Genomic DNA, 21843 nt, shown 5'->3' on the forward strand with positions numbered 1-21843 from the left:
TTTGTGGATTTGAGGCCGGCACAAGTTAACAAAGTTAAGAAAGTTGACCACCGGCACCTAGGCGAGGTCGACCCAGTCCCACTGGTCCTGATAGAGCTCGAGAAGCCGCTGCCGCAGGGCCGCGTTGTCCGGGGCCAATAGCCGCGGGTCCAAAGACAAGGCCTTCTGCGCGTCCTGGCGCGCCTGCGCCAAGAGCGCGGCGTCCTTGAAGATGTCCGCCACCTTCAAGGTGAGTTCGCCATGCTGGGCCGTGCCCATGAACTCCCCCGGCCCGCGGAGCTTGAGGTCCTCCTCCCCGATCTTGAAGCCGTTGGAGGACGCCACCAAGGTGGCCAGCCGCTTGCGCGCCTCCGGCGTCTTGGCCTCCGCCACCAAGAAGCAGGTCGACTCCAGCCGGCTGCGGCCGATGCGGCCGCGCAATTGGTGCAAGGACGCCATGCCGAAGCGATCGGCGTTCTGGATGACCATCACCGTGGCGTTGTGCACGTCGATGCCCACCTCGATGACCGGGGTCGCGACCAGCACCTGCCAAGCCCCGGCCGCGAACTCGTTCATGATCCTGGTCTTCTGCTTGCCCGGCATAGCCCCGTGGATGAGCGCCACCTTCAAGCCCGCCAAAGGCCCGGCGCGCAGGCGCTCGTACTCCTTCTTGGCCGACCGCAGGTCGAGCCGGCTCGACTCCTCGATGATGGGATAGACCACGTAGGCCTGATGGCCGGCGGCGACCTCACTTTTAAGGAAGTCCAGGGCTTCCCCCTCTCCCGTGTGGACCGTGCGCGCCGTGGTCTTGCCCGGCGGCATCTCGTCCAAAGTGGAGACATCGAGGTCCCCGTAGAGAGCCAAGGCCAAAGTCCGCGGGATCGGCGTCGCGGTCATGATCATGAGGTCCAACAGCGAGCCCTTCTGGCGCAGAGTGGCGCGCTGGCGCACGCCGAAGCGGTGCTGCTCGTCGATGACCGCCAGGCGCAGGCGCGGGAAGATCACGTCCTCTTCGAGGAGGGCGTGCGTGCCCACCAGGATGTCCACCTCGCCACGACGCACCAAGGACAGGGTCTCTTCGCGCTCCTTGGCCTTGAGCCGCGAGGTCAGCATGGCCGTGCGCACGGGCAGGTCCTTCAGGAAACCCTTCATGGTGGAGAGATGCTGGTCCGCCAATATCTCGGTCGGCGCCATGAACGCGCCCTGATATCCGTTCTCAACGGCCAAGAGCAGGGCAGAGAGAGCCACCACGGTCTTTCCCGAGCCCACGTCGCCCTGCAGGAGGCGGGTCATGGGGCTGGGGAGGCGCAGGTCGTCGAAGATCTCGTTGATGACCCTTTTCTGAGCGTTGGTCAGCTCGAAGCCCAGCTGCTCGCGGTAGGGCGTGAGCAGGCTGCGCTTGAGCTCGTAGCCGAAGCCCTTGGAGAGACTCTTGGTCTGGCGACGCTTGAGGAACCAGGCCAGCTCCAGGAGGAGGAGCTCCTCGTAGGCCAGCCGGGAACGCGCCGCGGCGAGTTCTGCCGGCGCGGCCGGGAAATGCACGGCGCGCACGGCCTGGTCGTAGGCCAGGAGCCGCCGCTCGGCCAGGATCCGCCCGGGCAGGTGCTCGCGCAGTTGCGCGGCGTGGTCGGCCAAGGCCTTGAAGACGAGCTCGCGCAGGAAGCGCTGGGTGATGCCCTCAGTCAGGCCGTAGACCGGCACGATGCGGCCCACGTGGATGGCGGCGCGCGGGTCGTCTTCGCGGTAGTACTCCTCGGCGTGCACCTCGCACGCGCCCAGCAGTCCCGGCTCGCTGCGGCCCACCACCCAGAGGTCCCGGCCCCGCACCACGTCGCGCTTGAGGGCCTCGAACACGTCGTAGCGCCGGCTGCCGTGCTTGAACCAGAGCACGGGGAGCTGGCCTGAAGCCGTGGCGAGAACGGCCTTGTAGATGGCCATGCGCGGGCCGGCCTGGAAATGCTCGGCCCGCGCCACCCGGCCTCTGGCCACGACCAAGGTCTCCGCCAGAGGCTGGGAGAGGTCCGTGGGCTGGCGCCGGTCTTGCCAGTCCCGCGGGAAGTGGTGCAGCAGGTCCGCCACGCTCTTGATGCCGAGGCGCTCCAGGGCCAGGGCCCGGCGCGGGCCCACACCCTTGAGGTATTGGACCGGCTGTTTACGGATATCGGCCGCGGGCGTTTGCCCCATCACCGTCTATTTTGTAAAATTTACGACACTTCGTAAAAGGAAACTATATGGCATACAAGTGCACTATCTGCGCCAAGCACCCGGTCGCGGGCGCCAGCTACAGCCATTCCCACCGGGCCACCAAGCGCATCTTCCGGCCGAACCTCCAGAAGCAGAAGGTCGTCATCGCGGGGCGCACGCGCAGCGTCTACGTATGCACCGCCTGCATCAAGTCCGGCCGCGCCCCGCGGCCCCTGCAATAATCGGGCATGACTGACCAGGAGGGCGCGGCCCCAGCCGCGCCCGTTCCGCCGACGAGCTTCGGCCTCGAAGACATCCTGGGCGACGCCTTCGCGGCCTTCAAGGCCCGCTTCGGCTTAGTCCTGGGCTTCTTCGTGGTTTTCGCGGTCATCCAGGCCGTGTGCGGCAAGCTTTTCTTCATCGGCCTTTTCTTGACGCCGCACCTCATCGCGGGCTTCTCCTTGGTTCTGCTCAAGCTCCTGCGCGACGAGACCCCGGTCTTCACCGACCTCTTCAAGGGCTTCTCCTATTATATCCCCGTCCTGGTGGCCGGCCTGCTCATGGGCGTGTTCCTCACCATCGGCCTGTTCTGCCTCGTCGCCCCCGGAGTCTTCCTGGGTCTGATGTGGTCGCAGACCATGTTCCTCCTGGCCGATGACATCCGGAGTGCGGAAGCCGGCCGCAAGGACAAGGCCGCGGTCTCCGGCTGGAGCGCCATGCAGCGCTCCGCGGTGCTAATGGACGGCCAGAAGCTGCGCTTCCTCGGCTACGCCATCGTCCTGGCCATCATCGGCCTGGCCGGCGCCGTCGCCGTGGGCATCGGCGTGCTCATCACCATACCCTTCGCCTGGCTGGCCGGCGCGGCCTTCTACAACCGTCTCACCAAGCCGGCGCATTAGGTCCAAAGACTTCCCCCCTGCTGGGCCTTGAGTCCCATGCCTTTTCCCCGTCTCATTCCTACACTATGGCAATGACAACCCGCTCCTGCGGTCGCTGGGCCGTCCTGACTTCCTGGCTTTTGGCGACCGCCCTCCCGGCCGCCTCCCAGCAGGTGGTCTACCAACCGGTCCGCTTGCCGGCCGCGGTTTTGGCCGCCCCCATGGTGGGGACCCACCTGGGCGCCATGGCCGCGCCGACGCTCCATGCGACCCTCTCCCCTTCGCTCCTGACCCCATCGCTCTCGCCGTCCCTCATGCCCCGGGTCCAGGTCCCCTCTTTGTCGCCTTCCGCGGTCCCGCAGGTCGCGGTCCCCGGGCTCGTGCCGGCCCCGTCCGCGGGCCGGACCGTCGCCGCTCCGGATTGGGCGAAGTCCTGGGTCCCCAACGCAGCGGGCCTCCATGTCCCGGCCGGCCACGAGTCTTTGGCCACGGACTCGAGCGCCGAGCTGCACAAGGCGATCTCGGACCCGCGGGGCGCGTCCCTCTCGCAGGTCTTCTCCTCCGTTTACGACGGCCACAGCCGGGCGGCCGCGGCCGTGGACCTATCGCCCGCGGAAGCGCCTGCCGCTCCCGCTGCCGGCTATCTCGCCGAGGCCCGGGGCCTCTCCGGCTCCCAGCTCCTGGGCTCGCTGCACCAGATCACCGGCCGCAACTATCACAGCCACGACTACCGGGAGGCCAGCCAGTACCTGTTCGGCACGGCCTACAACATCACCAGTCACGGAGTGCGCGGAGTCATCGACGCCTATTCCGGGATCTTCGTGCCCGGCACCAGCCACAACGGCGGCGACTATTCCGAGGGCGGGGACCAGGACGGCGACGGCTACCCGGAGCGCGACGGGATGAACGTGGAGCACCCCTGGCCGCAATCCTTCTTCGACAAGGCCCTGCCCATGCGCTCGGACCTGCACCACCTCCTGCCCACCTTCCAGCATCCCAACAGCATGCGCTCCAACCTGCCCTTCGGCGAAGTGAAGGGCAGTCCCGATTACTCCAACAACGCGGGCGCCAAGGAAGGCGGCGGGGTCTTCGAGCCGCCGGACGTGTCCAAGGGCCTGGTCGCCCGCCACGTCCTCTATTTCTATACCCGCTACTACGACCGCAACATCATGCAGGGCGCCTACAACCACGGCTTCTTCAAGGACCGCATCGACATGTTCCTGCGCTGGAACCGGGAGCATCCCCCGACGGCCGACGAGTTGCGGGCCAACGACCTGATCGAGAAGTACCAGGGCAACCGCAACCCCTTCGTCGACGACCCCGCGCTGGCCGACCGCATCGGCGCGGAAGGCTTCGGCGCCGGCCCCGGCTTCGCCAAGGCTCAGCCCTCGGCCCGGCAGTTCGAGCCCTCCCGCCAGAGCCCGGACCGCGGCCAGGAGCCGGAGCGGCGGCACGGCAAGCACCACCACGGCGGCAACGACCGCCGCTACGCCGCGCCGGCCGCGCCAGCGCGCCTCTCCCCGCTGGACTTCGCCCTGAACTGAACCTGAGTCTTGACGCAGGCCGCACCCCGCGTTATACTCTGAGGCGTCTTCACCGTCTTCCCAGGAGGTCTTAATGGACATCCCGCCCCAGACGCCCGAGGCCGGCGTCTCCTTGCAGGCTATCCCCCCCCAGGCCGCTCCGGTTGAGGCCGCCGCGCCCGCCCTCGTCCCGGCGGGCTTCTGGATACGCGCCGGCGCCTACATGATCGACGGCATCCTGATCACCCTCGGCCAGCTCCTGATCTTCGGCTTCCTGATCCTGGTGGGGATCCCGAAGACCGTGGCCAACCTGTGCAGTTCTCTTCTGGGCGTCGGCTACTTCGTCTGGATGCCCGTGGCCAACTCGGGCCAGACGGTGGGCAAGATGGCGGCCGGCATCGCGGTCGTGCGCATGGACGGCTCGCCGCTGACCTATCTGCGCTGCCTCGGCCGCTGGGCCGGCTATCTGGTCTCGACCATACTCGCGGGACTGGGCTTCGTGATCGCCGCCTTCACCGACCGGAAGCGCGCCCTGCATGATTACCTCGCCGACACCCGGGTCGTCTACGTCGAGCAGGTCGGCGGCGCGCGCAAGGCCCTGCTCGTCGCGCTGGCTCTGACGCCGGCGTTGCTGGGCGTCATCGCAGCCCTCGCCATCCCGAAATTCATGCAGGCGGCCGCCGCGGCCGGCGAGGAGTCGTCCCGGGGCCGGCTCACCGCGCTGCGCTCGGCCGTGGCCGCCTACAGCCGCGACAACCCGGGCCAGTTCCCGGCGGACCTCGCGACACTCATGCCCAAATACCTGCCGGTCATCGACACCCTCAAGCTCAAAGACCATCAAGAGACCAACGACACCGCCGCCTACGACGCCTCGGCCTGCGCCGGCGCCGCCGTGGACCCGGGCAAGCTCCGTGACACGGGGAAATGGGGCTATGTCACGGACCCGGCCGCGTCCTGCCGAGGGGCCCTGTTCGTGGATTGCACGCACACGGATGCGCGGCAGAAGCAATGGGCCTCCTATTAGAATAGTTGGTAGAATGCATCCATGCCGCCCCTGTCTGAGTTCGCCCGGCTCATCCGCCGCGCCGGCGTGGTCGGGGCCGGAGGCGCGGGCTTCCCTTCCTATGTAAAGGTCTCCTCCCGGGCCGAAACGGTCATCGTCAACGCCGCGGAGTGCGAGCCCCTTCTTCAGAAAGACCAGGAGATCCTGGAACATTTCGCTCCGGAGGTCGTCGCCGGCCTCGAATCGGTGGTGTCGGCGACCGGCGCCTCCCGGGGCGTCATCGCCATCAAGGAGAAGCACGAGGAACTGGTCAAGCACCTGGAGAAAGCCGTGGCCGGAAAGAAGGCCCTCCGCGTCCACCGCTTGGGCGACTACTATCCGGCCGGCGACGAATACTGCCAGGTCTTCGAGGTCACGGGCAAGCTCATCCCCATGGGCGGCATCCCGCTCCAGGTCGGCGTCGTGGTCAACAACGTGGAGACCCTTTACAACATGGCCCGGGCTCAGGACACCCCGGTGGTGGACACCTTCCTCACCGTGGCCGGAGCGGTCAAATCGCCCTGCACCTTGCGCCTGCCCGTAGGCGTCTCCATCGCGGAAGCCGTGGCCTTGGCCGGCGGCCCCTCGGCCAAGGACCCCGTGGCCCTGGACGGCGGGGCCATGATGGGCAAGGTGGCCGAGGACTTCTCCGCGCCCATCACCAAGACCAGCGGCGGCCTCATCATCCTGCCGCGCGAGCATCCCCTGGTGCGGCGCAAGGCCGCGGGGCGGGCCGCTTTCGACCGCGCCGGTAAGTCCGCCTGCGACCAATGCACCCTGTGCACGGAGCTCTGCCCCCGCTATCTCCTAGGCTACGACATCCAGCCGCACAAGGTCATGCGCAGCCTGCTGTTCTCTCCCCCGGACCGCAAGCCCTGGAACCACTGGGCTTTGCTCTGCTGCGAGTGCAAGCTCTGCAGCCTCTTCGCCTGCCCGGAGAACCTCAACCCCGGCGACATCTGCGGCTTCACCAAAGGCGACCTCGCGGCCCAGAAGGTCAACTGGAAGAACTCCCCCTTGAACCGCGGCCAGGAGCCGCGCGCCCATCCCATCCGGCCCTGGCGACAGATCCCGGTGAGCCAACTCAAGAGCCGGCTGGGGCTGGAGGATTACGAGGCCGAGGCGCCCCTGCGCCAGGAACCCTACGCGCCGGCGCTGGTGCGCATCCCTCTCAAGCAGCACGTAGGCGTGCCGGCCAAGCCCCTGGTGACTGCGGGGCAGACGGTCAAACGCGGTGACGTGATCGGCGAGGTCCCCGAGGACCAGTTGGGAGTGCCGGTGCACGCCAGCATCTCCGGCAAGGTGACCGCGGTCAAGGATTTCGTGGAGATAACTGCATGAACAATGCCATCGGCGGGGTGGAGCTTTCCAGCATGGCGCGCGGCTTCGACGTGACCGACACCATGCTCAAGACCGCGCCCGTCAAGCTCCTGCTGGCGCGGACGGTCTGCCCGGGCAAATACATCGTCCTGGTCACGGGCGAGGTCGCCGACGTGCAGGCCAGCGTGGACGCCGGCGGCAACCGCGCCGGCGTCTCCTGCGTGGACCGCTTCGTCATCCCCAACATCCACCCCGAGGTCATGCCCGCCATCTCCGGCACGGCGCTGGTGGACAAGCTCGAGGCCCTGGGCGTCGTGGAGGCCTTCTCGATCTCGGCCATGATCGAGGGCGCCGACGCCGCGGTCAAGGCCGCGTCCGTTCGCCTCATCGAGCTGCGCCTGGCCATGGCCATGGGCGGCAAGGCCTTCGTGACCATGACCGGCAGCGTGGCCTCCGTGGACACGGCCGTGGCCGCGGCCGCGGCCGCGGTGGGCCGCCGCGGGCTCCTGGTCGAGAAGGTGGTCATCCCGCAGCCCCGGCCGGAACTCTTCACCGAGATGCTCTAGCCGCCATGGGCGGCGGGCTGGAGGTCGTGGTGCTGGGCTCAGGGGCCTTCACCCCGGCGCGCAAACCGAGCCAGGTGCGCAACCCGGCCGGCTACGCGGTGCGCTTGCCCGGCGGACTCCTGCTCTTCGACCTGGGCTTCGGAGACCTCTGGCAGCTGGCGCGCTCGGGCCTGCGCCCCGCCGCGGCCAGCGACCTGTTCCTGACGCACCGCCATCCCGACCATGCGGGCGACCTGGCCGCCCTGCTCTTCCATCTGCGCTACGACGAGCCTCCGCGCTCCGGCCGGCTGCGCCTATGGGGCCCCGCCGGCCTGGCCGGGTTCGTGGCGCGGCTGCGGCGGGCATTCCATCCCTGGCTGGAGCCCCGGGGCTACCGCCTGGAGCTCCGCGTGCTCGCCGACGGGGACCGGGCCTGCGGAGCGGGCTGGCGCGTGGACGCCCTGCGCGCCCCGCACCCCACCCCGGCGCTGAGCTACCGTCTGCGCGCCGCCGGCCGCAGCGTGGTCTTCTCGGGAGACACCGGTCCCAACCCGCGCCTGGAACGCTTCGCGGCCGGCTGTGACCTGCTCATCCTGGAAGCCACTCTGCCTGCGGGCCGCCGGGAGCCCGGCCATCTCGATGCGGAGCAGGCGCTGGCCGCGGCCCGGGCCGCGGCGCCGCGCCTGACCGTGTTCTCACACCTGTCCGAGGGATCGGAGGCGGACCTGCGCCGCCTGCTCAGACGTGCGCCCCGCCTGCCTGGGAAGGTCGCCCAGGACGGCATGCGCCTGCGGTATCGGTGATTCCGCGGGCCGGTTGAACTCCGCCGCGGGTTTGGTACAATGGGCGTGATATGAAAAGGATTTCCTGGGTCCTCGTCGTACCGCTCCTGCTGGCCGGCTGCGCTTCGGGCAAGCTCAAGCTGCTCCAGGCGAAATTCGATCGCTGCGAGCTCAGCTCCGGCGAGCTGCGCAAGCAGGTCCATGAGGGCGAAGACAAGGTCGCGGCCCTGCAGTCACAGATCAAGGGCCTCGAGGACCAGGCCGCGGACCTCGACGGCAAGCTCACGGCGCAGCAGGAACGCGTCGACTCCCTGAGCAAATCCAACCAGGACCTGCGCTCGACCATCAAGTCCAGCACCGGCCAACTCTCGGGCAAGGTCGCGGAGCTCGTCAAGGAAAAAGACGACATCTCCCGCAGCCTGGACACGGTCAAGAATGAGAAGATCGCCTCGGACCGAGCCAAGGCCAACCTGAAATCGGCTCGGGATCGGCTCGCCGCCGAGCTGGCCGCCGCGAAGGTCCGGCTCGACGAGCTGGCCGCGGCGGCCGCGGCCGACAAGGCCGAGAAGGACAAGGCCCAGGCCGCCCGCGGCGCGCGCCAAGCCAAGGCGCACGAGGACCTGGGCGCCTTGGCCGACGCGGTCCTGAAGGAGATGCAGGGCGATCAGGTCCGGATCGCGCAGGACGGAGACTCCGTCGTGCTGACTTTGCAGGAGCCGCTCCTGTTCAAGCCCCAGCAAGCCAAGCTGACCGAGGGCGGGGTGGCGCTCCTGGACCGCCTGGGCCGGACGCTGCAGTCCTTGAGCCCGCGCGCCATCCGCGTCGAGGGCCATTCCGACAACTCCACCATCAAGTGGGAGCTCTTCGGCAGCTTCACCAGCCATTGGGACCTCTCCTCGGCGCGGGCCACGGCCGTGGCCCGCTATCTGCACGAGCACGCCGGACTCGAAGCCCGGCGCCTGACCGCGGCGGGGTTCGGGGAGTTCCACCCGATCCAGGGCAACGACACCCCGGAGGGCCGCGAGGCCAACCGGCGCGTCGTGCTCGTCATCGACCCGGCCGGGACCACGCCATGAAGGCCCGCCCGCGACGGCACGCGCGCCGCAAGCCGGCCCTTGGCCGCCGGGCCGCCCACAAGCGCCCGTCCTCCCGGGGCCCGGCCTTGGCTGAGGAAACCCTGCCGCGCGCGCAAGAGTGGGCCCAGGTCCCCTGCCCCTATTGCGGGGAGCAGCTCGAGGTCCTGGTCGGCGCCGACGAGGACGGACACACCCGCTTCGAGGACTGCTCGGTCTGCTGCCGCACCGTGTCCTTGCACGTCACTTGGGATGAAGGTGAGACGCAGGTGGAGGCGGTCAGGGACTAGCCCCTTGCCGTAACGAGCGAGTCGCCCCTTGGGCGACTCGCAACCGCCTCCCCCCCTATGAGGGGGGAGGCGGTTCCGTTAGGGGTGGCCAGCCGTACAGACAGGAGTCGCCCAGCGGGCGACTCGGGCACCCCCCAAAGGCTACTTCTTGACTATATCGAGCAGCTCGACCTCGAACACGAGCGTGGCTCCGCCGGGGATGCCCGGCCGGCCCTCGTCTCCATAGGCGATGGACGCGGGGCAAATGAGCTTGGCCTTGCCCCCCACCTTCATCTTCTGGATACCCTCGGTCCAGCAAGGGATGACGCCCCCGAGCGGGAACTCCGTTGGCTGCCCCCTCTGCACCGAGCTGTCGAACACCTTGCCGTCCGGGAAGGTGCCGGTGTAGTGGACCTTGACCGTGTCCGCGGCCTTAGGGCTCGCCCCGGTGCCGGCCTTAATTTCCTTATAAATGAGCCCGGAAGGGAAAGCCTTTGCGCCCGCCTCCTTGGCCGACTTATCCAGGAATTCCTTGGGGTCCTGGACCGGCTCCTTCTTGACCACTTCGGCGAGTTCCACCTCGAAGACGAGGGCCGCCCCGCCCGGGATGCCGCCCGTGCCGCGGTCGCCGTAGGCGATGTCGGAGGGGCAGACGAGCTCGGCCTTGCCGCCCACCTTCATCTTCTGGATGCCCTCGGTCCAGCAGGGGATGACGGCATTGAGGGTGAATTCCATGGGTCCCGCGCCGTGCTTGGCGGATGCGTCGAACACGCTGCCGTCGACGAGCGTGCCCTTGTAATACGCCTTGACCGTGTCCGTGGCCCCGGGCGCCGCGCCGGTCCCGGCCTTGACCTCGAAGTAGATGAGCCCGGAAGCGGTTTTCTGGGCGCCCGCCTCCTTGGCCGTCTTGTCCATGAATGCCTGGGACTTCCGCTTCTCCTTCTCCGCCCGGGCTTTGATCCGGGACTGGGCCAAGTCGTTGATCTTGGGGCCGTAGACCGCGGGCTCCACCTGCGGCTTCTGATTCAGCACGGCGTCCTTGACGCCCAGCTGGACGTACTTGAGGTCCGCCGCGCTCAGGCTGAAGACGTCGACCTTCTGCGCCAGCCAGATGCCCAGGACATAGAGCGTCTTCTGCTCATCCGTCTGCAGGGCCGCCGCGGGCTTGGCGAGCTTGGCGGTCTTGCCGGCCGGAGCCGGCCCGGCGGGCGCGGCGAAGATGAAGGTCGGCGACAGCAGGGCGCAGATGACGGCGGATGCGAGTGTCTTCACTTTCTCACCTCTCTTGCGGCATGGACGCCGGCGACGGAAGCCAATCATAGCAGATTGTGGACGGGACAAGCTCGGACTGCGAGATGCTATGATACTCTTATGAAGATCGCGCTCTGCCAACTGGATATGGCTTGGGAGGACAAGGCCGCCACCAAACGGCGGATACTCTCCTTGATGAGCGACTGCCCGCCCAAGGACCGCATCGGCTGGGTCGTGTTCCCGGAGATGACCCTGACCGGGTTCTCCATGGACGCCGCCAAGACCGCCCTTGACGAGGCGGACCTGGCCTTCTTCGCGGAGCTGGCCCGGACGCGCCGCGCCTGCGTCTCGTTCGGCGGCGTGCAAGGCGGCTGCAACAACCTCATCACGCTGGACGCCTCGGGCCAGGTCATCTCCACCTATTCCAAGACCCACCTCTTCTCCATGGGCAAGGAGGACGCGTCGTATCGGCCGGGAGCCCGGCCGGAGCGGTTCGACCTCGACGGCCTCTCCGTGGTCCCCGCCGTGTGCTACGATCTGCGCTTCCCCTACCTCTTCTGGAACCAAGCCGCGCGCGCCGACGTCTTCGTGGTCATCGCCTGCTGGCCGGCCCGACGCGCCGAGCACTGGATGCGCCTGCTGCAGGCCCGGGCCATCGAGAACCAATGCTACGTGGTCGGGGTCAACCGCACCGGCCGCGACCCGCTCCTGGAGTACAGCGGCAACTCCATGATCTTCGACCCCATGGGCGAAGTCGTGCTGGACTGCCGGCAGGGCGAGGGCCTCTTCGTGGCGGCCGCGGACGTGGACAAGACCCTGGTCGCGCAGACCCGAACGCGCCTGCCCTTCTTCAAGGACCGCCGGCCGGACTTCGCCCTCGCCTGAGGCCGCGCGCCCCCTCATCCGCGAGTCGGGGTTTTATTATATACTAGGCCAATCCGCGACCCAATATTTGGAGGAGAGATAAATGATAAAGGCCCCGCCGATGAAAGTCTCCCAGGAAACGGTCACCTTCAAGGTCTCCGAGCTCGAGCCGCTGCTCTCGCCGCCGCCCATGAACATCCCGGCTTTCGAGCCCGCCATGGTCAAGCTCAAGGACGGACAGACCATGGTCATCCGCCCCATCAAGCTGGAGGAGGCGCCCCTGTTCCTCGGCTACATGGAAAAGCTCATGAAGGTCGACCATGACTTCTACGACATCGTGGGCGCGCGCGTTTACGCCGAGATCCTGGGTTGGGTCCGCAACCGCCTCAAGGACCCCTACCACCTCGTCGGCGCCATCGACGGGCAAGTGGTGGCCTTCTGCAACGGCCGCCTCATGAACGAGAACATCAACATCAGCCTGCACACCATGGCCTTCCGGCGCGGCCTGCGCGCGGGCGCCATCATGTACTACGCCAAGTGCGACTACTGCTTCGAGACCCTCAAGCAGAAGGAGTTCTGGGCCACCTACGAGAGCTACAACAGCCGTCCTACCCCTGGCCGGACGTCCAGCACGAGCTGGGCGGCGCCAAGGTGTTCTATATGACCAAGAGCTACTGGGACAACTCGATCAAGCAGTACCTGGAGCAGATGACCCAGACCAAGCTCGTGCGCCCGGTCCCGGCCGCCCTGCTCAAGAAGAACGAGAAGCTCATCATGCCGACCAAGCTGGAAGAGGATTAGACCTCGGCCGGCCGCAGTCTCGAACAAGCGCCCCGGAGGGGTTTTCCTCCGGGGCGCTTGAAATTTCATAGAATCCCGGTATGAAGAAGACCACAGCCCTCTTTTTCCTCACCGCAGCCCTGGGCCTGGCCGGCTGCCACACCGCCCCGGTCAAGCCCGTCGATACCAGGGTGCCGCGCTTCTACGGGGACGATGCCCTGCAGAAGGAGCTCGGCGCGCTGTTCAAGCAGCCCTACTCGGACACCCAATCCGTGGACGTGATCTACGTCACCAACCGCAACGCGGCCGGCGACGCGGCGGAATGCGACGACACGTCCTTCGGGATCAGCCCGTCCGACAAGCTCTCCTACGGCGTATGCACCTTCAACGTTCCCAAGCGCCACCATATCGGCGGCTTCGAAATCGCTCCCAACCCGCGCGCCGACCCCCACATGTACTACCGGCTGCTCAACTACTCCCCGCTAGACGAGGCGGGCTTGGCCGAGCGCCTGCGCCAGAAGCAGGGCTCGGACATCCTGGTCTTCATCCACGGCTTCAACGTGAAGTTCCAGGAGGCCATGCTGCGCGCGGCGCAGATCGCCTACGACCTCAAGTTCCAGGGGCCGGTGGTCCTGTTCTCCTGGCCGGCCGGCGCGGAGGAGGGGATGTTCAACTCCGCCATGGTCACTCGCACCTACGGCGATAACCTCTCCAACGCGCTCAAGAGCGTAACCCCGGCCCAGGCCTTCTTCAAGCAGCTCGCGGGGCTGAACCAGACCGTGCACGTGATGGTCCACTCCATGGGCCACCAGGTGACGCTGCGGGCGCTCTCCCAGCTCGCCCAGGGCTCCGACAAGCCCTTCATCGGCGAGCTCATCCTCAACGCCCCGGACTTCCCGCTCAAGGACTTCCAGCGCGTGATGCCCCAGCTCAAGAAGGTGGCCGGTCGCGTGACCGTGTACTGCTCCTACAACGACAACGCCATCGCCGCATCCGAGTCCTACAACAAGAACCGGCGCATGGGCGCCTGCGAGCGCGTCAGCGGCACGGACATGATCAACGTAGGCGAGATCGACGCCCCGACCATGGGCGTCGGAGGCCTCGGGCACAGCTACTACTCCTCGCGGCCGATATTGACCGACATCTTCCAGGTGCTCCTGGGGATACCGGCGGAGGACAGGCTCTTCATCCGCAAGAGCGAGACCAACGGGACGGAGGATTACTACCTGAGGCCGTAGAGCCCGGGCCCTAGGCCTGGGCGGGAGTCAGGCCTGCGCCTTGCGCTTCTCGAGGATCTTGGCCACGTTGCCGATGAGGTCCTCCGGAGCGAAGGGCTTGGTCAGGAACCCGTCGACCTGGACCGTGGCCGTGAAGAGCCGGCTCATCTCGCGCAGCGCCGAGACCACCAGGATGGGGATGCCCCGGGTGCGGGGGTTGTTGCGGATGACGGTCCCCACCGTGTAGCCGTCCGACTTGGGCATCATGATGTCGAGGACCAGGAGGTCGGGCAGCTCGAGGGCGGGATCGTCGGGCTGGATGCCCAGCTTCTTGAGCGTCTCCAGGCCGGAGGTGCAGGTGACCACCTTGTGGCCGGCCTTGGTCAGGATGGTGGCCATGAGCTTGAGGACGCTCGCGTCGTCATCGCTGACCATGATCTGGGCCATGGATTCATGGTACCACCTTCACGACAGGTCGTCAAGAAGGACGGCCGAAGATCCTAAGGTGCGCGCCCGGCGAGAGCTCGAGGAAGGAGCCCCGGGCCGCCGCATAGAGCGCGGCGTCGGGGCCGCGCATCTCCCCCTCCACGAAGACCATGCGATGGCGGCGGGCGGTGATGCGGGTCTCGACGAGCATGGTCGCGCCCAGCGGCACCGCGCGGCGGAAATCCGTCGCGAGCTTCACGGTCATCACGCGACAGCCGGCCAGCCAGGCCGCGGCGCCGAGCGCCTCGTCGAGCACGGTCAGGACCGCCCCCCCGTGCGCGTGCCCGGGGGCCCCCTCGGTGGCCGGCCGGAATCTCGCCACGGCCGCCAGGGAGCGGTCGGGCCGCTGATAATAGTCGATGACGACCGGGGCCTGCGCCGATGCGGGCCCCGTGAAAGCGCGGCGCGCCTCGCAGAAAGGGAACGGCTGCACGGGCTTCCAGTCGGGGAGCGGCCAATCGGACAGCGAGGTCATTGCAGCGGCCGCTGAGGCGGGCCCTTGCGGAACAGCGCGTCGAAGGCGCCCCGGGACTTCGGGCTCTTGGGCTGCGGCGGAGTGCGCGCCGGGCCGCGGCGGGGCCGGAAATAATCGCAGCTGGTGGAGCAGGTCTTGTCGGCCACCGGTTCGGCCTGGGTCTCCTTGCACTCGGAGCGGTAGCTGGGCTCCTCGAAGAAGCAGTTGCGGCAGCAGCGGGTGTCGGACTCGCAGCCGGGGCAGCGGTCCTGGCGGCCGAAGGCGTTGCCCTCCAGATCCTGACCGCAGCGATAGCAGGCCGTGGTCATGGCTTCTTGCCCCCCGCTTCGTCCAAGACTTCCTGAAGGGAGCGCGCGGCGTCCGGGAAGGCCTTGCCCGCCTTGATGTCCCTCTTAAGCAGAGCCGCGGCCTCGTCCTTGCGGGCCAAGGCCAGCAGGGCCTTGGCCCGGACCTTGGTCACGGCCAGGCGGTTGGCCCCGTAGGACAGCTTGTCCGCGGCCTCGGCCTTGGCCAGAGCCCCGGCCGCGTCGCCCTTGCCCAGCAGGACGCGCGCCCAGCGGTAGGGATAGACGTAGTCGGAGGGATAGGCCGCGACCAGCTCGCCGTAGAAGGCGCCTAGGCCGGCGTCGTCGCCGGCCTGCTCCAGGAAGAAGCGCCGGTCGTCGTCATGGTTGCGGTCCGCTCCGGTCTTTAGGCCCATGCCGTCGAGGAAGGCCGCGGCGCGCTTGAGCAGCGCGGCCTCCTGGTCCTTATGACCCAGGCCGGAGTAGACCTGGGCCAGCGCCTCGACCCCGGAGCGGAAGTCGGCGCAGCGCACGGGAGCAGGCGCGAAGAGCCGCTTCACCGAGAGGCTCTCCAGGGCGCGGCGCTCCGCATCCAGCAGCTCCTGGCGCCGCGGGGCGGGCAAAGACTCCAGGAGCTTGGCCGCGTGCATCACGTCGTAAGCCGCATCGCAGCCGTCCTCCTGGGACATCAAGGTCATGAGCGCGGAAGCGGCCTTCTCGCCCGAGCCGCGCGCCAGCGCCAGCCGCGCCTCCAGGATGTTCCAGCCCCGCCGCGCGCGCAGGCTCTTGAGCCGCTCGGCCGGGAGCTTGGACACTTCCTTGGCGGCCTTGTCGTCCTCGCCGGCCAGGAGCCTCTGCTCGAGGCGCGACTCGGCCTCGGCCAGCGGGTCCGGGGCCGCGACCTTGAGCATCGCGCCCAGTCGCGCCAGGAAATCCGCCTCCGTCTGCTCCCCGGCGATGCGTCCCAGGACCTCGCCTTTGGGGCTGACCAGCACGAAGCTGGGCAGGGCCGTCACCGCGTACTTGGCCTTGAGCGTCCCGCCTTCCTCCTTGTCCACGTCCTCTTTGAGGAGCACCAGACCCTGGGCCGCGACCGCGAAGGGGTCCTTGGATAGCACGTTGGCGGCCATGTAATAGCAGGAGTAGCACCAGGGGGCCTGGAACTCGATGAGCAGGGGCCGGCGCGCGGCCCGGGACTGAGCCTCGGCCTGGGCGCGGTCCTCCAGCCAGACCGGGGCGGCCTGGGCGGAGACGTTGAGGAAAAGCAAGGCAGCCAGGATCTTCATGCCGACATGATATCAAAAGGCGCCGGCTCAGGCCTTGTAAAGCCCGCGCAGGTGCAGGTAGGTGCTCAGGACCTTCTGGACGTAGGCCATGGTCTCGCGGTAGGGCGGCACGCCGCCGTATTTCTGCACGGCCCCGGGGCCCGCGTTGTAGGAGGCGATGACCTTCTTGACGTCGCTGCTCGCGAAGGGGTTGATGCCGGCCAAGGCCGAGAAGGAGATGTCCGTGAACTTGTTCCACATGCTCTTCAGGAACGCCACGCCGGCGCGCAGGTTGGTCGAGGCGTCGTAGAGGTGGTCCGGGTTGGCGACCCCGAGGCCCCGGCCCGTGTCCGGCATGATCTGCATCAGGCCCCGCGCGCCCACCGGGCTGGTGGCGCCGGTCTGGAAGCCGGACTCGTTCTGCACCAAGGCCAGGACCAGCAGCGGGTCGACCTTCTGGCGGACGGCCTCGGCGATGGTCATGTCGATGACTTTCTGGCTGGCGCCGCGGCCCTTGAGATAGTCGGCCACCTTGGAGAAGCGCGAGCGGTCCGCGGCGTCGAGCGCGAGCGGGCTGGGCACCTCGCGGATCACGAGCCCCCGGGCCGGCGCCGGGGCGGCGAAGGCCGCGGCCGGGGCCACGGCGAAGACGGCCCGCGGCAGCGGGGCGGGGCGGGAGAAGCCGGCGTTGTCGAAAAGGCGGTCCAGGGACTGCGCGTCCGAGACCAGGCTTATTCGAGCTTTGAGATCCTCGAAGAACTTCTTCTGGTCCCCGGAGACGGCGCTCTGCTGGAGCTTCTTGACGGCTTGGAAAGCCTCGACTTGGGCCTGAGCCAGGAGCGCGGCCGGACTGGGCTGGACCAGCCCGCCGTGCAGGAACGGGAAAAGCTCGCCGGTGAGAGCCCGCTTCCAGGCGTCCAGGCGCAGCTGCGCGGGCCGGAGCGTCTCCACCGAGACCGCCGCCTCGCCCGCCGACTTGACCTGGGCGAGTTCCGGGCCATACTTCGCCTGCATCTGCGGCGTCAGCTTCGCCACGTAGTCGGTCCAGTCCCGGACGTCGCCTAGGAGCCGGCTTTGGTCGCGCTGCAGGACGGCCTGGGCCTGGTCCTCCGGAACGGCCGCGCCGGCCGGGGCCGCTGCCGCGAGGATGATTCCCAGGAGTAGGAACTTCATACTAATAGTATGGGCCCCTTCGGTCCCTCTTCCCAGGAGCCGAGTACCCTGCACCCTCTAGGACTTTAGTCCTAGGCCCGGAGTTGAGCCGCGGCGGGAAATGTGCGATAACATTGATATGCCTCAAGGCCGCCCCCCCAGCCGGACGCCGCCCAAGCGGACGTCGCCGCTATGGCGCAGGAGCCTCGATTCCCACTGGGCGATCAATACCACCATACGCTGCCAGCACCGCTGCGTGTACTGCTTCGAAGGCGACCGGCACGGCCTCAAGGACATCCCTTGCGCCGAGACCAAGGCTCTGCTGGACCAGGCCGCCCGGGAGGTCCCGGCCGTCATCTTCATGGGGGCCGAACCCACCCTGAATCCTCATCTGCCGGAGCTGGTCCGGTACGCGACCGATCTGGGGCTGGGGGCCAGCATCTCCACCAACGCCCTGCGCCTGGCGGACTGGGACTATCTCATGAGCCTGCACAAGGCCGGCCTGAAGAACATCGAGTTCTCGTTCCATTATCCGGACGAAAAGGTCTATAGCCGCATAACCCGCGCCGCTCCCGCGGGCTTCGCCCGCCTGCTCAAGGCCCTGGACAACATCGCGCGCTGGCAGCGGGAATTCGTGCCCCCCGGGCGCGCGCGCTACTTCCAGATCCTGCCCGCCGTCAACCTCGTGGTCAGCCGCTTCAACGTGGACCGCCTCGAAGAAGTCCTGGGGCATCTGGCCGGACACCTCGACGAAGGCCGCTACGTGGTGACCTGCAAGCGCCTGGATATGGCTCCGGTCCTGCACGAGGAGTCCTTCCGCCGCTCCATGTACGTGCCCCTCGCGGACCTGCGCCGCTGCCTCTCCCGGCTCGCCCCCCAGGCGGCCGCGGGGGTCAAGCTCGGGTTCCGGGACTTCCCGCTCTGCGCCATCCCCGGGCTGGAGCGCCTGGACTACGACCTGGGCTATTGGCTCAACGACGTGCGGGTCAGGCAGAACTTCTTCCGCCAGGGGCAGATGGTGGACATGTACCCTGAGGAATCGCACGAGGCCCAGCCCTTCGACTGGATCTGCGAGGACTGCTCCCTCAGCCCGCTCTGCCGCCAGCGCTACCTCTTCCTCCAGGCCGACTCTTCGCCCGAGCACGCCCCGCGCCCCCTGTCGGGGGCTCTGCCCGAGCCGCTGGCCGCCTGGGTCGGCCGCCAACCCCGGGGCGCGGCGGTCCTGCGCGCGCCGCGCCGCCGCACCGCGCGGGGCTGGGCTCTGGGCTCTCTGCTGAAAGCCTCCCCGCCCGAGCGCCCCCTGGCCGGCAAGACTTTGTTCTGGGCGCCTCTGGAGCGCGGGGTCATCAGGCTCTCGGCCGGGACGCGCTCCACGCGACTGAGCCTGGACCGCGACGGCGAGGGAACCTGGCGTCTCGTTCCGGCACAGGAGGGCCTGCCCGCCTGGGCTGAGCCCGGCCGCGCCCGGCTGCAGGACCTGCTGCGGCGCCTGCCCGCGCCGCCGCCCGACTGCCTGCCGGAGCCGGCCCTTAGGCCCACGGCCCTGCCTCCCTACTGGGGCAATCCGGCCGGCGCCAGGGCTCCGTCAGGAAAGCCCGCGGCCCGGCCCAAGCTGCCGCCGCGCTGGGACGGCTTCGTGGGCGGGCTCTTCCTGGAGCGCTGGCTCGCCGCGGCCGGCCGGGAGCCGGCTCTGCGCGAGGGGCGCCTGGAGCCGTCGGCCGGCGGCCTCATCCGCGCGCATGGGCCGCAGGTCGGAGACGAGGGCGAGTTCGTGGTCACTCCGCGCGACGGGCCCAAGAGCTACGGCTTCCTGTGCGGCCCCCTGCGCCTGCAAGCGGACTGGCTCGGCTCCGGCGCCAGCGGCCTGCTCTGGCTGAAAGCGGCCTACGCGGCTGGCGCGGAGCTGGAAGCCCGGCGGGCCTGGCCGTCCGCGGTGCCTCGGCGGGAGGATTCCTTCCTGGCCCGAGCCTGGCGCATCTTCGGCGCGGGGCTGGCGCCGCGCGCCGGCGCCCGCTCGGGACTTCTGGGAGGCTGGGTCAGCGACGAGGGGATACAGCTCGACCTGGTCAAGGTGGAGGGACGCCCATACGGGATCTTGCTGGTGCCGGAGGCGCTGGCGCAGAAGCCTTACGCCTGCGGCCACGGCATCAGCCTGCAGTACGCGATGCCCCAGGGCCTGCGGGACGAAAGCCGGTGGCTGGCCATCGTAGACGCCTACGCGCGCGTGCTGACCGGCGGCAAGACACCGGAACGGGGGCCGAAAATATGAAGGTCGCGGTCATGCGGCGCGGCCGCACGTTCCACTACGGCCTGCGGCTGGACCCGGACGACCACGAGGAAAGCCGGCGCGAGTTCAAGGACTGCCCGACCCCCTTCCTGCTGGTCAACCGCGAATACCGCATGTCCTTGCCCAAGTGCTTCCGGGACCTCCATCCTGACGCGCATGCTTTGGCCATCTGGTACGCCTTGCGTCCCGTGGTGGCCTCGCGGCTGGAGCTTCCTTTCGCGGTCTCTCCGGCCCTGGCGCAGTGGCTCCACCAGAAACACGCGGTGAGACTGACCAACGTGTCCGCCCGCCAGCGCCCGCGCCGGCTGCCCGATGAAGTCGTGCCGGCGCTGCTGTTCTCCGGCGGGATGGACTCCATGGCCGCCAGCGTCCTCATGCCCAAGGGCACGCAGCATATCGTCCTGGACCGCATACCGCACCTGCGCCCCGGCGACAGCAAGGATGTGCTTATCGACCTGGCCGTCACCCGGAAGGCCTGCGCCGCGGTCGCCGCGGCGGGCCGGGCCGTGCACGCCACCGCCGACGACCACGAGTTCCTGTTCTCGCCCTATCCCATGTGGCACTCCGACATGGGCCGCCTGCCCCCCCTGTACCTGGCCGATTCCCTGGACCTGAGCACCCTCGACGCCGGAGAAGTCTTCGACGCCACCTTCTTCGGAGGCTACCATGCCGGCGCTTCGAACTGGCGCATGAAGCGGCGGCCGGGCCAGCCGCCTTCCCGCCGCGTCTGGCACGACCCCGAGGGATTCTGGAGCGCGGTGGGTCTGCGGCGGGCGAACAGCATCTGCGGCCTCTCCGAGGTGGTGACCACATTGGTGGTCGGCCGCAGCCGCTACCGCGGCAAGTCCTTCTCCTGCTACTATCCGCCCGCGCCCGGCGGGGAGAACTTCTGCATGCGCTGCGACAAATGCTTCAAGAAGCTGCTCCTACGACACATCGCGGACGGTCAGGAGGTGCCGGAAGCCCTCTTCGAGCGCTTCCTGAGCATCCCGCGCCTGGCGGCCGTCTTCGCCCGGCCCTACTTCGATTGGCACCACGTGTGGTACTACGTGTTCCAGAAGATGCGCTGCCGGCATTGGTTCTCCCGGGAATTGCAGCGGCAGACCCGGCAGGGGCCGGACCTCTCGGTCCTGGAGAAGTGGTATCCCAAGGCCGCGCAGGACATGGAGCCGGCCTACGAGGACATCGTGCGGGCCAACATCGCCCGCTACGCCGAGACCATGAGCGCGGCGGAGATGACCCGACTGGAGAACCTGGACATCCCGCCTCTGCACGCCCCGCCGCTCAAGGACCGGCCGGCATCAGGCCGAGGGCGCGGGCCGGCCCGGGCCCCGGCCGAGCTCTTCCCCGCCGAGACCAAGGCTCTCTTCCGGCTGCTCAAAGCCAAGCTGCTCGGCGGCCGCCCCACCCTGTGGGGCGGCTACCGCCTGGAGGAGGTCTTCTTGCGGCCTCCGGAGCCCAGCATCTGGTTCCGGCTGAGCCCCGCGCGCCACAAAGCGGCCGCGGGTGCCGACGTGGTCGCCATGCTCCAGCGGACCGCCCCGGACGGGCCCAAGCCGCTCCTGCGCCTGGGCGGCTTCGGCATCTGTTTCCCGGTCGAGGGCCGGGCCCCCAAGGCCCTGCTCGGCCCCATGGCGCGCGGCATCATCGCCGCCCTGGGCGAAGCCCGGCGGGAGCTGGGTCCCGCGGGGCGGACTTTGTCATCCCCGCGCTGATCTTCGATCTCTCGACAAGGGTTTTGTCGCCTCACCCTCCGAATGCCAAGCCCGGAATTCCCGCATCGCGGCAGCGCGACAAAACCCTCCCCGGGAATCTCAAAAAACCGACCAGGAATGACTGCGCCCGGCCTGCCCAAGCGGTTCTGCCGACCCGTTTCCGTGCGTTATGGAGGCACGGTGCCTCCCCGCCTTCCTTGCGGGCGGGTGCGCGGGTCGGTTGCGCCTGATGCGAAGCATCAGGCGCTGAGGTGGAGATCAAAGCGAGGCACCGGGTCTGGTCTAATGCCCATCCGCCCGGTTTGTACCCTCATACCAACTGTGGCCGGCCCAGAGCTGTCCGGGGAAAGTCAAAGAAACTTGCCCGGACGTTCTCTGAGTCTCTCGGAGCGGAACCGACCTGCGACGACCCTGGGCCCGACAGGGTTCTCTGTGCGATGCTGTCCGGGGCAGGTCTGGTCGAGGAATCTCA

The 21843-nt window shown here is 68.4% G+C and carries 22 protein-coding genes; 15 read left to right on the forward strand and 7 right to left on the reverse strand.

Annotation, left to right across the window (positions count from 1 at the left end):
* Nucleotides 1–57: 57 nt before the first annotated feature.
* Nucleotides 58–2163, reverse strand: coding sequence for an ATP-dependent DNA helicase RecG (gene recG, locus NTY77_16180; protein ID MCX5797031.1), 2106 nt, complete (start codon nucleotides 2161–2163; stop codon nucleotides 58–60).
* A gap of 47 nt (nucleotides 2164–2210) precedes the next feature.
* Between recG and rpmB the strand changes: the two genes are divergently transcribed.
* The 9 genes from rpmB (at nucleotide 2211) to NTY77_16225 (ending at nucleotide 9616) form a co-directional block, all read left to right on the forward strand.
* Complete coding sequence (rpmB, locus tag NTY77_16185; protein MCX5797032.1) at nucleotides 2211–2405, forward strand: 50S ribosomal protein L28; 195 nt, start codon at nucleotides 2211–2213, stop codon at nucleotides 2403–2405.
* A gap of 6 nt (nucleotides 2406–2411) precedes the next feature.
* Complete coding sequence (locus NTY77_16190; protein MCX5797033.1) at nucleotides 2412–3062, forward strand: hypothetical protein; 651 nt, start codon at nucleotides 2412–2414, stop codon at nucleotides 3060–3062.
* A 71-nt stretch (nucleotides 3063–3133) separates the two neighbouring features.
* The gene (locus NTY77_16195) at nucleotides 3134–4585 is read left to right on the forward strand and encodes an endonuclease (protein ID MCX5797034.1); all 1452 of its coding nucleotides are present in this window, start codon (nucleotides 3134–3136) and stop codon (nucleotides 4583–4585) included.
* A 73-nt stretch (nucleotides 4586–4658) separates the two neighbouring features.
* Complete coding sequence (locus NTY77_16200) at nucleotides 4659–5588, forward strand: RDD family protein (GenBank protein MCX5797035.1); 930 nt, start codon at nucleotides 4659–4661, stop codon at nucleotides 5586–5588.
* 21 nt (nucleotides 5589–5609) lie between these two features.
* Nucleotides 5610–6947, forward strand: coding sequence for a 4Fe-4S dicluster domain-containing protein (locus tag NTY77_16205; GenBank protein MCX5797036.1), 1338 nt, complete (start codon nucleotides 5610–5612; stop codon nucleotides 6945–6947).
* On the forward strand, nucleotides 6944–7492 hold the full coding sequence (locus NTY77_16210; GenBank protein MCX5797037.1) for a BMC domain-containing protein: 549 nt from the start codon (nucleotides 6944–6946) through the stop codon (nucleotides 7490–7492). The genes NTY77_16205 and NTY77_16210 overlap by 4 nt, the downstream gene beginning before the upstream one ends.
* A 5-nt stretch (nucleotides 7493–7497) precedes the next feature.
* Complete coding sequence (locus NTY77_16215; protein ID MCX5797038.1) at nucleotides 7498–8274, forward strand: ribonuclease Z; 777 nt, start codon at nucleotides 7498–7500, stop codon at nucleotides 8272–8274.
* Between the two features lie 50 nt (nucleotides 8275–8324).
* Nucleotides 8325–9329 (forward strand): OmpA family protein, encoded by a 1005-nt coding sequence (locus NTY77_16220; GenBank protein ID MCX5797039.1) that lies wholly within the window; start codon nucleotides 8325–8327, stop codon nucleotides 9327–9329.
* Entirely contained in the window at nucleotides 9326–9616 is a 291-nt protein-coding gene (locus NTY77_16225; GenBank protein ID MCX5797040.1) for a CPXCG motif-containing cysteine-rich protein, read from the forward strand. The genes NTY77_16220 and NTY77_16225 overlap by 4 nt, the downstream gene beginning before the upstream one ends.
* Nucleotides 9617–9757: 141 nt before the next feature.
* Here NTY77_16225 and NTY77_16230 read toward each other — a convergent pair whose 3' ends face one another.
* On the reverse strand, nucleotides 9758–10915 hold the full coding sequence (locus tag NTY77_16230; GenBank protein ID MCX5797041.1) for an FKBP-type peptidyl-prolyl cis-trans isomerase: 1158 nt from the start codon (nucleotides 10913–10915) through the stop codon (nucleotides 9758–9760).
* 51 nt (nucleotides 10916–10966) lie between these two features.
* Between NTY77_16230 and NTY77_16235 the strand changes: the two genes are divergently transcribed.
* The 4 genes from NTY77_16235 to NTY77_16250 all read left to right on the forward strand — a co-directional run bounded on the left by NTY77_16235 (nucleotide 10967) and on the right by NTY77_16250 (nucleotide 13728).
* Entirely contained in the window at nucleotides 10967–11731 is a 765-nt protein-coding gene (locus NTY77_16235; GenBank protein ID MCX5797042.1) for a carbon-nitrogen family hydrolase, read from the forward strand.
* 82 nt (nucleotides 11732–11813) lie between these two features.
* A complete protein-coding gene (locus tag NTY77_16240; GenBank protein MCX5797043.1) occupies nucleotides 11814–12374 on the forward strand; it encodes a hypothetical protein in 561 nt (186 codons plus the stop codon).
* Nucleotides 12371–12511 (forward strand): hypothetical protein, encoded by a 141-nt coding sequence (locus NTY77_16245; GenBank protein ID MCX5797044.1) that lies wholly within the window; start codon nucleotides 12371–12373, stop codon nucleotides 12509–12511. The genes NTY77_16240 and NTY77_16245 overlap by 4 nt, the downstream gene beginning before the upstream one ends.
* A gap of 80 nt (nucleotides 12512–12591) precedes the next feature.
* A complete protein-coding gene (locus NTY77_16250; protein ID MCX5797045.1) occupies nucleotides 12592–13728 on the forward strand; it encodes an alpha/beta hydrolase in 1137 nt (378 codons plus the stop codon).
* Nucleotides 13729–13755: 27 nt separating this feature from the next.
* Here NTY77_16250 and NTY77_16255 read toward each other — a convergent pair whose 3' ends face one another.
* The 5 genes from NTY77_16255 to NTY77_16275 are packed head-to-tail and all read right to left on the reverse strand — an operon-like array spanning nucleotide 13756 to nucleotide 17390.
* Nucleotides 13756–14154, reverse strand: coding sequence for a response regulator (locus NTY77_16255; GenBank protein ID MCX5797046.1), 399 nt, complete (start codon nucleotides 14152–14154; stop codon nucleotides 13756–13758).
* A gap of 31 nt (nucleotides 14155–14185) precedes the next feature.
* Nucleotides 14186–14668 (reverse strand): PaaI family thioesterase, encoded by a 483-nt coding sequence (locus NTY77_16260; protein ID MCX5797047.1) that lies wholly within the window; start codon nucleotides 14666–14668, stop codon nucleotides 14186–14188.
* Nucleotides 14665–14976 (reverse strand): hypothetical protein, encoded by a 312-nt coding sequence (locus NTY77_16265; GenBank protein MCX5797048.1) that lies wholly within the window; start codon nucleotides 14974–14976, stop codon nucleotides 14665–14667. The genes NTY77_16260 and NTY77_16265 overlap by 4 nt, the downstream gene beginning before the upstream one ends.
* Nucleotides 14973–16238, reverse strand: coding sequence for a thioredoxin family protein (locus tag NTY77_16270; protein MCX5797049.1), 1266 nt, complete (start codon nucleotides 16236–16238; stop codon nucleotides 14973–14975). Before NTY77_16270 ends, NTY77_16265 begins: the two co-directional genes overlap by 4 nt.
* A gap of 27 nt (nucleotides 16239–16265) precedes the next feature.
* Nucleotides 16266–17390, reverse strand: coding sequence for a lytic transglycosylase domain-containing protein (locus NTY77_16275; protein ID MCX5797050.1), 1125 nt, complete (start codon nucleotides 17388–17390; stop codon nucleotides 16266–16268).
* A gap of 118 nt (nucleotides 17391–17508) precedes the next feature.
* On the opposite strand from NTY77_16275, the gene NTY77_16280 reads away from it, so the two are divergent.
* Entirely contained in the window at nucleotides 17509–19638 is a 2130-nt protein-coding gene (locus NTY77_16280) for a radical SAM protein (protein MCX5797051.1), read from the forward strand.
* Nucleotides 19635–21371 (forward strand): DUF6395 domain-containing protein, encoded by a 1737-nt coding sequence (locus tag NTY77_16285; GenBank protein ID MCX5797052.1) that lies wholly within the window; start codon nucleotides 19635–19637, stop codon nucleotides 21369–21371. The genes NTY77_16280 and NTY77_16285 overlap by 4 nt, the downstream gene beginning before the upstream one ends.
* The last annotated feature ends 472 nt before the right edge of the window (nucleotides 21372–21843 follow it).

It is taken from the genome of Elusimicrobiota bacterium (assembly GCA_026388095.1).
Lineage (GTDB): Bacteria > Elusimicrobiota > Elusimicrobia > UBA1565 > UBA9628 > UBA9628.

Coding starts and splice junctions, on each gene's coding strand:
- recG (MCX5797031.1), bottom strand. CDS start 2,163: ATGGGGCAAACGCCCGCGGCCGATATCCGTAAACAGCCGGTCCAATAC.
- rpmB (MCX5797032.1), top strand. CDS start 2,211: ATGGCATACAAGTGCACTATCTGCGCCAAGCACCCGGTCGCGGGCGCC.
- NTY77_16190 (MCX5797033.1), top strand. CDS start 2,412: ATGACTGACCAGGAGGGCGCGGCCCCAGCCGCGCCCGTTCCGCCGACG.
- NTY77_16195 (MCX5797034.1), top strand. CDS start 3,134: ATGACAACCCGCTCCTGCGGTCGCTGGGCCGTCCTGACTTCCTGGCTT.
- NTY77_16200 (MCX5797035.1), top strand. CDS start 4,659: ATGGACATCCCGCCCCAGACGCCCGAGGCCGGCGTCTCCTTGCAGGCT.
- NTY77_16205 (MCX5797036.1), top strand. CDS start 5,610: ATGCCGCCCCTGTCTGAGTTCGCCCGGCTCATCCGCCGCGCCGGCGTG.
- NTY77_16210 (MCX5797037.1), top strand. CDS start 6,944: ATGAACAATGCCATCGGCGGGGTGGAGCTTTCCAGCATGGCGCGCGGC.
- NTY77_16215 (MCX5797038.1), top strand. CDS start 7,498: ATGGGCGGCGGGCTGGAGGTCGTGGTGCTGGGCTCAGGGGCCTTCACC.
- NTY77_16220 (MCX5797039.1), top strand. CDS start 8,325: ATGAAAAGGATTTCCTGGGTCCTCGTCGTACCGCTCCTGCTGGCCGGC.
- NTY77_16225 (MCX5797040.1), top strand. CDS start 9,326: ATGAAGGCCCGCCCGCGACGGCACGCGCGCCGCAAGCCGGCCCTTGGC.
- NTY77_16230 (MCX5797041.1), bottom strand. CDS start 10,915: ATGATTGGCTTCCGTCGCCGGCGTCCATGCCGCAAGAGAGGTGAGAAA.
- NTY77_16235 (MCX5797042.1), top strand. CDS start 10,967: ATGAAGATCGCGCTCTGCCAACTGGATATGGCTTGGGAGGACAAGGCC.
- NTY77_16240 (MCX5797043.1), top strand. CDS start 11,814: ATGATAAAGGCCCCGCCGATGAAAGTCTCCCAGGAAACGGTCACCTTC.
- NTY77_16245 (MCX5797044.1), top strand. CDS start 12,371: ATGACCAAGAGCTACTGGGACAACTCGATCAAGCAGTACCTGGAGCAG.
- NTY77_16250 (MCX5797045.1), top strand. CDS start 12,592: ATGAAGAAGACCACAGCCCTCTTTTTCCTCACCGCAGCCCTGGGCCTG.
- NTY77_16255 (MCX5797046.1), bottom strand. CDS start 14,154: ATGGCCCAGATCATGGTCAGCGATGACGACGCGAGCGTCCTCAAGCTC.
- NTY77_16260 (MCX5797047.1), bottom strand. CDS start 14,668: ATGACCTCGCTGTCCGATTGGCCGCTCCCCGACTGGAAGCCCGTGCAG.
- NTY77_16265 (MCX5797048.1), bottom strand. CDS start 14,976: ATGACCACGGCCTGCTATCGCTGCGGTCAGGATCTGGAGGGCAACGCC.
- NTY77_16270 (MCX5797049.1), bottom strand. CDS start 16,238: ATGAAGATCCTGGCTGCCTTGCTTTTCCTCAACGTCTCCGCCCAGGCC.
- NTY77_16275 (MCX5797050.1), bottom strand. CDS start 17,390: ATGAAGTTCCTACTCCTGGGAATCATCCTCGCGGCAGCGGCCCCGGCC.
- NTY77_16280 (MCX5797051.1), top strand. CDS start 17,509: ATGCCTCAAGGCCGCCCCCCCAGCCGGACGCCGCCCAAGCGGACGTCG.
- NTY77_16285 (MCX5797052.1), top strand. CDS start 19,635: ATGAAGGTCGCGGTCATGCGGCGCGGCCGCACGTTCCACTACGGCCTG.